Here is a 6,640-nt window from a genome sequence, read left to right on the forward strand (position 1 = left end):
TCTCCTTTACACACTAGGCATGTCTCGGTAGGAAACGCTATGCCCCATCTCACCTGCATTCTCTTTTTGAACAAAGGTATTAGCATTGATATAAGCAATAGCCGAAGCCTTCAATACATCGAAATCGAGGCCTGCTGCGTTAAAGATGGTTTCTGTATCTCTGTTTTCAACAGTAACCAAGACACGAGCTTGAGCATCAATTCCATCTGTCACAGCATCAATGGTATAGGACACCAAGCGAACAGATTGGTTAAAGAACTTATCGATAGCGTTAAAGATTGCTTCAACGGAACCTTGTCCTGTCGCATTAAATTCGACTTTTTCACCATCCATATTAGCCAGACTAACAAGCGCTTCAATGTCATTGTCTGCATGAGTTTGAAGTTGTAAATCATCAAAATGGAATCCTTCTGGATTTTCAACCATGGTTCCAGCTACCAGAGCTCGAATATCTGCATCTGTGATTTCTTGTTTCTTATCTGCCAGTGCCTTGAACTTAGCGAAGAGTGGTTTGATATCCTCTTCTGTAAAATCTAGGGCCAGTTCTCTTAGTTTTTCAACAAAGGCATGGCGACCTGACAATTTACCAAGTGGAAGACTATTGCTCTTGACACCGACCAATTCAGGTGTGATGATTTCATAAGTGAGAGGATTTTTAAGGACTCCATCTTGGTGAATACCAGACTCGTGAGAGAAGGCATTACCACCAACCACAGCCTTGTTTTTAGGAACTGGAATACCAGAGAAGCGAGAAACCATTTCAGACGTATTCATTGTTTCATCCAAAACAATATCACTAGTTGCTTGGAAGAAATCCTCACGAATCTTCAAAGCAACAGCTACTTCTTCAAGAGCAACATTACCTGCGCGTTCACCGATACCATTAATAGTTCCCTGGACACGTCCAGCACCATGTTTAATTGCTGTCAAAGTATTTGCAGTTGCCATACCGAGATCATCGTGACAGTGGACACCAAAGACAACTTTATGATCTGATTTAATATTTTCAGTCAAGTGATCAAAGATACGTGCAAACTCTTCTGGAGTCGTAAAGCCAACTGTGTCAGGGATATTGATATAAGATGCTCCTGCATCGACCGCTGTTTGAACGACTTGTAATAGGAAATCCAACTCTGTTCTAGTCGCATCTTCAGGAGAGAATTCGACGATTTCAAACTTAGAACGAGCATAAGAAACATGTTCCTTGATAGCTTCTAAAATCTCTTCCTTGCTCTTATTGAGCTTATACTTGCGGTGAATCGGACTGGTAGCGATAAAGACATGAATTTGAGGATACTTGGCATCCTTAAGCGCCTCATAACAAGCATCAATATCAGATTTTACAGAACGAGCTAATCCTGTCACTGCAGTTTTTTTCATGGCTCTAGCAATTTTTTGAACGGCTATAAATGAATCTGGACTAGCAGCCGGAAAACCAGCTTCAATTACAGAAATTCCCCATTTCTCCAGCTGTCTTGCAATGGAAACTTTTTCCTTTATTGAGAAGTTAACACCAGGTGTTTGTTCCCCATCACGAAGGCTTGTATCAAAAAATTCAACTTTACGCATAAGATTTCCCCTTTTCCAAATGTGGTTTTAAAAAAACATCTCGCTTAGAAGCCCAAGCGAGATGTTGATTTACTCCCGCTTGGTAAGCCAAACAGGACTAATGCTTTTGCACTAGCCCGAGTACCTCAACAACAAAGCAAATTGATTAAACTTAGCTGTTTTCATGTTTGACTTTCTCCTTCGTTTGATATCTTGTTTAGTATTTTAGCATAGCTAAAAACACTTGTCAAGAAAAAATCCAATATTTTCTGAAAATTTCTTCAGTAAAGAATATTTTGCTAATTGAAAGTATTTGAAAACTCAAGTAACTTTCCTTATTTTTTCACAGTCAAGTTCCAACTTCTTTCGATGAGTTCTATCACTTCTTCATCTTGCAAACTATCATCAAGCGCCAGACTAAGCCAGTAGCGTTTATTCATATGAAAAGCTGGATAAATACCCTTTTGTGAAAGCAGGTCAGCTACTTGGTCGTGTTTGAGGTTGATTGCTTCGACTAGCCCTTCTCTGCCCTTTTCCAGCTTATCCCATGGGATTCTCATTAAAACAGCATACCACTTTTGATTGCCTCCATGGCGCAATACAGCTGTATCAGGTGACTTTTCCCACAAATACTCCAACTGATTACCATACTTTTCCTGAATCTGATCCATGATACGCTTAGTCTGAGGGCAGATAAAATCCTGCACATCAAAACAAGCCTTCCGAATTTGATAGAGAATCTCCAGACAAGCTTGACGAACAGTTCCTACAAAAGTCCCTCTCATGCTTTCCATATGGACTTGAGGATAAAGGTCACCAGTCTCCTGATCAAAAACTTGAAAGCTCACTTTATCCGTAGAGGTGGATACTTTCATGACAAAGGCTCCATCCAAGATCTGTAAACTGTAGGTCCAGACTCCCTCGTTTTCTATAAAACCGTAGGCACTGGCTTTTTCTTGATTAAACTGATAGGATTTAAAAATTTCAAACATAAGTGAAAACTGCTACCCAAAGCTAGCAGTTCCTTTCTATTTTTTAAAAGACAACCTTAGTTCCATGCAATTGTGTCACACCCAGCTGGTCGATAAAGGTTTGACGGTTGTCCAAGTCAATCCCCCCACCTGGTAGAATTTCAATTTTACCAGCTGCATGTTTCAAAATTCTGTGATAATGAGCGAAACGTTTCTCTAGCGAGTCTCCAGACACACCAGCACGAGTTAAGATACGAGTGACTCCGGCTTGGCTGAGCCAGTCAATGGCTTCCAACTGGTCTTCATCACTCAATTCATCAAAGGCCATGTGATAGACAATTTCCATTCCTTTAGATGCGGCAATCAGCTTTTCAAGATTAGCCTTATCCAACTTCTTATCAGCAGTTAAAGCACCAAATACAACACCTTGACTTCCAGCCTGAGCAGTCAAACGAATGTCTTCTAGCATGATCGCTATTTCAAGATCAGTATAGACAAAGTCGCCACCACGGGGACGAATCATGGTCATAATGGTCGTGTCGTAGTTAGCTGCCAGTTCAACCGCTGCCTTGGTCACTCCATAGCTAGGTGTTGTTCCACCCACTGCTAGATTGTCACAAAGTTCGATTCGACGAGCTCCAGACTGCATCGCTTTTTCTAGCAAGGTCACATTTTCAGCACAAAATTCGTAAATCATTTGATTCTCCTTGATGTTTTCTTTGAATTTATTATATCATATTATTTTAAATATGCTTTCATTTTTATCAAGGCAAATAACTACTATTTTTATCTATTCTTTGTCAGGAATGACTTTAAAGAGATAGTAGGTGATAAAGATAGTCAAGGCTCCCAGACCAATTTTAACAGGTAAGAGAGGAGCGAAATAGATAGAGATTCCCATCAAGATATAGATAGATACGATGATTTTTTTCTTGCGTTCACGCGCTATAGACTTGGTTTCCCGAAAATCAGCCACATAGGTCTGATAAAGCTTTGTATGATAAAGCCAGTCTTCAAAACGCTTAGAAGATTTTGAAAAGCAAGCGATAGCTAACAAAAGAAAGGGTGTTGTTGGCAAAAGTGGTAGGACAACTCCAATAACAGCTAAAGCCAGTGAAATAAAGCCAATACAGAGATAAATAATACGCATGATTTCTCCTAGATAAATTACTCTTCCTCTAGTTTCGCATACAAGGGGGAAATTTGTCAAGCATCAACAAAAAAGAGCCTGAAATTCATTTTCAGGACTCTTCATTTTATTTAATTTTCTCTTCTTCGTAGTCGCCATTACTACATACAACCTGCTTGCCACCACCACGGACTTTTTTCTCCACAAGGAAGTGTCCGCATTTTGGACAGTCACGGCCAATTGGTTTATCCCAGGAAGTAAACTCACATTCTGGGTAACGATTGCAACCATAGAAGATACGATTGCGCTTGGTTTTGCGTTCGATGATTTGTCCTTGATGACAGCTCGGACACTCGACTCCAATCTCTTTGACAATGGCTTGTGTGTGACGACAGTCTGGGAAATTACTACAAGCATAGAATTTACCAAAACGACCGAGCTTAATCACCATCGGACTGCCACAAACTTCACAGTCAAATCCAGCAGGCTCATCCTTGATCTGGATTTTTTCCATTTCAGATTCAGCCTTGGCTACTTCTTTAGAGAATGGTTTGTAAAAGGTGTCAATGACACGTTGCCACTGCTCTTTACCAACTTCGACATCATCCAGTTTTCCTTCCATCTCAGCTGTGAAGGTCACATTGACAATATCTGGGAAGTATTCAACGATGAGTTTATTGACAATTTCTCCCAGTTCTGTCGGTTCAAAACGTTTAGCTGCCAGACGAACGTAGTAACGTTTTTGGATGGTTTCAATGGTCGGAGCATAGGTTGACGGACGTCCAACTCCATTTTCTTCCAAGGTCTTGATAAGAGTCGCTTCTGAATAGCGAGCTGGCGGTTGGGTGAAATGTTGCTCTGGCTTGCTATTGACCTGCTTGACCACATCCCCAACTGCCATATCTGGCAACATTTTGTTCTTGTCAGAGTCGTTGTAGATAGCAAGATACCCATCAAACTTAACTTGGCTTCCATTTGCCGCAAACTGAACCCCATTTTGAGATAGCTTAACAGCCATGGTATCAAAGATAGCTCCCGTCATCTGGCTAGCCACAAAACGGTTCCAGATAAGGGTATAAAGTTTGAGCTGGTCTTTGTCCAAGTACTTAGCGATGCTTTCTGGTGTGTTAAAGACGCTAGATGGACGAATGGCTTCGTGGGCATCTTGAGCACCTGAGGCATTCTTGACCTTGCTACCATGCTTGGAATACTTGCTACCAAAACGGTCGTTAATGTAGCTTGCCGCTTCATTCTGAGCCACAGGACTGATACGAGTCGAGTCTGTACGCATATAGGTAATCAAACCTTGCACACCTGATCCGATATTGATCCCTTCATAGAGCTGCTGAGCCACCATCATGGTCTTTCGAGTACGGAAATTAATTTTGTTAGCCGCATCCATTTGCATGGTTGAAGTCGTATACGGTAGGGGCGCATTGCGTTTGCGTTCTTTCTTATCTACCTGGTCTACTGTGAAATCTTTACTAGTCAAATGGGACAAGACTTCTTTGACCTCTTCATTGGTGGTCAATTTCATCTTTTTGCCATTCATACCATAGAAAGAAGCTTGAAATTGCTTGGTTCCCTTCTTAAAGACTCCATCAATTGTCCAGTATTCTTCTGGTTGGAAGGCATTGATTTCATTTTCACGATCAATGATGAGCTTAAGGGCAACAGACTGCACGCGTCCTGCTGATAAGCCCTTCTTGACCTTTTTCCACAAAATTGGCGAAATTGAATACCCTACCAAGCGGTCCAAGACACGACGAGCTTGTTGGGCGTCGACCAAGTCCATATCAATCTTGCGAGGTTCTTTAAAGGCATTTTTTACTGCGTCTTTAGTGATTTCATTAAAAACTACACGGTTGGCATCATTCTCATCCAAATCAAGGATATGAGCCAAATGCCAGGAAATTGCTTCTCCTTCACGGTCCGGGTCACTCGCCAGAAAGACTTTATTGGCCTTTTTAGCTTCCTTTTTCAAGTCATTAATGAGAGGGCCTTTGCCTCGGATATTGATATACTGCGGTTCATAGTTATTTTCAATGTCGACTGACATACTGGATTTTTTCAAATCACGGATATGCCCGACACTGGCTAAAACCTTGTAATTTCTGCCTAGATATTTCTCAATCGTTTTCGCCTTGGCAGGCGACTCCACGATGACTAGATTTTTTTTAACTGTTGATTTTTTCTTCTTTGTTGCCGTAGCCACACTATCACACCTTTTCAAAGTAATAAACTTTATAAAGTGTAAACCATTTTTCTATAGCTGTCAAGACTTAACTTCTATATATAGAAGAAAAGTTTATCTGAGTGAACAAATTTCTCCTTAAAATTCAAACTCTGCCAGCACATCTTGACCACTTGTGACTAACTTTGCCCCCTCTTGGATCAAGTGGTGGCAACCATCTGAATGGCCATCAAGAATGTTCCCTGGAATGGCAAAAACATCGCGTCCTTCCTCCATGGCACGTTCACAGGTAATGAGACTCCCAGAACGCATTCTTGCCTCTGCGACGATCACACCACGGCAAAGGCCAGCAATGATGCGATTACGAGCTGGAAAGTGAAATTTCAAGGGTTCTTCACCTGGTCCGTATTCGCTAAGTACCAAATGGTGATTGCCAATGTGTTCTTGCAAACGTTTATTGGCACGGGGATAGAAAACATCCAAGCCTGTTCCAATGACGGCAATCGTTCTTCCTCCATTCTGGAGTGCAGCCATATGGGCAGCCGTATCAATCCCTTTGGCTAAACCACTGACCACGATTAACTCGTTATCCAAACCTTGAATGACTTTCTGAACCGACTTTGCTCCCTGACTCGAACATGAACGACTCCCTACAACAGCAACCTTTGGAAATTTCAATAAATCTAGATTCCCTTTATAAAACAAGAGCACTGGAGCATCATAAATCTCACTCAGATCCCAAGGATAACAGTCATCAAGAATCGAGAAGGATGGAAATTTCTGAAACTCCTTCTCCAA

At 41.4% G+C, this 6,640-nt stretch carries 6 protein-coding genes; all 6 read right to left on the reverse strand.

Annotation, left to right across the window (positions count from 1 at the left end):
• Nucleotides 1–6: 6 nt before the first annotated feature.
• A complete protein-coding gene (locus tag GMD4S_RS00995; RefSeq protein WP_001233217.1) occupies nt 7–1,569 on the reverse strand; it encodes a 2-isopropylmalate synthase in 1,563 nt (520 codons plus the stop codon).
• Between the two features lie 314 nt (nt 1,570–1,883).
• Nucleotides 1,884–2,540, reverse strand: a complete 657-nt coding sequence (locus GMD4S_RS01000; protein ID WP_000461598.1) for an MmcQ/YjbR family DNA-binding protein — start codon at nt 2,538–2,540, stop codon at nt 1,884–1,886.
• Nucleotides 2,541–2,583: 43 nt separating this feature from the next.
• Nucleotides 2,584–3,216 (reverse strand): copper homeostasis protein CutC, encoded by a 633-nt coding sequence (locus GMD4S_RS01005; protein ID WP_000638819.1) that lies wholly within the window; start codon nt 3,214–3,216, stop codon nt 2,584–2,586.
• A 93-nt stretch (nt 3,217–3,309) separates the two neighbouring features.
• Nucleotides 3,310–3,669 (reverse strand): YbaN family protein, encoded by a 360-nt coding sequence (locus GMD4S_RS01010; protein ID WP_001220350.1) that lies wholly within the window; start codon nt 3,667–3,669, stop codon nt 3,310–3,312.
• Nucleotides 3,670–3,775: 106 nt separating this feature from the next.
• Entirely contained in the window at nt 3,776–5,863 is a 2,088-nt protein-coding gene (gene topA, locus GMD4S_RS01015; protein ID WP_000179626.1) for a type I DNA topoisomerase, read from the reverse strand.
• A 117-nt stretch (nt 5,864–5,980) separates the two neighbouring features.
• Nucleotides 5,981–6,640 (reverse strand): DNA-processing protein DprA (gene dprA, locus GMD4S_RS01020; RefSeq protein ID WP_000641911.1); only part of this gene is annotated, 660 nt, incomplete at its 5' end.

The sequence above is a fragment of the Streptococcus sp. GMD4S genome (assembly GCF_000296955.1).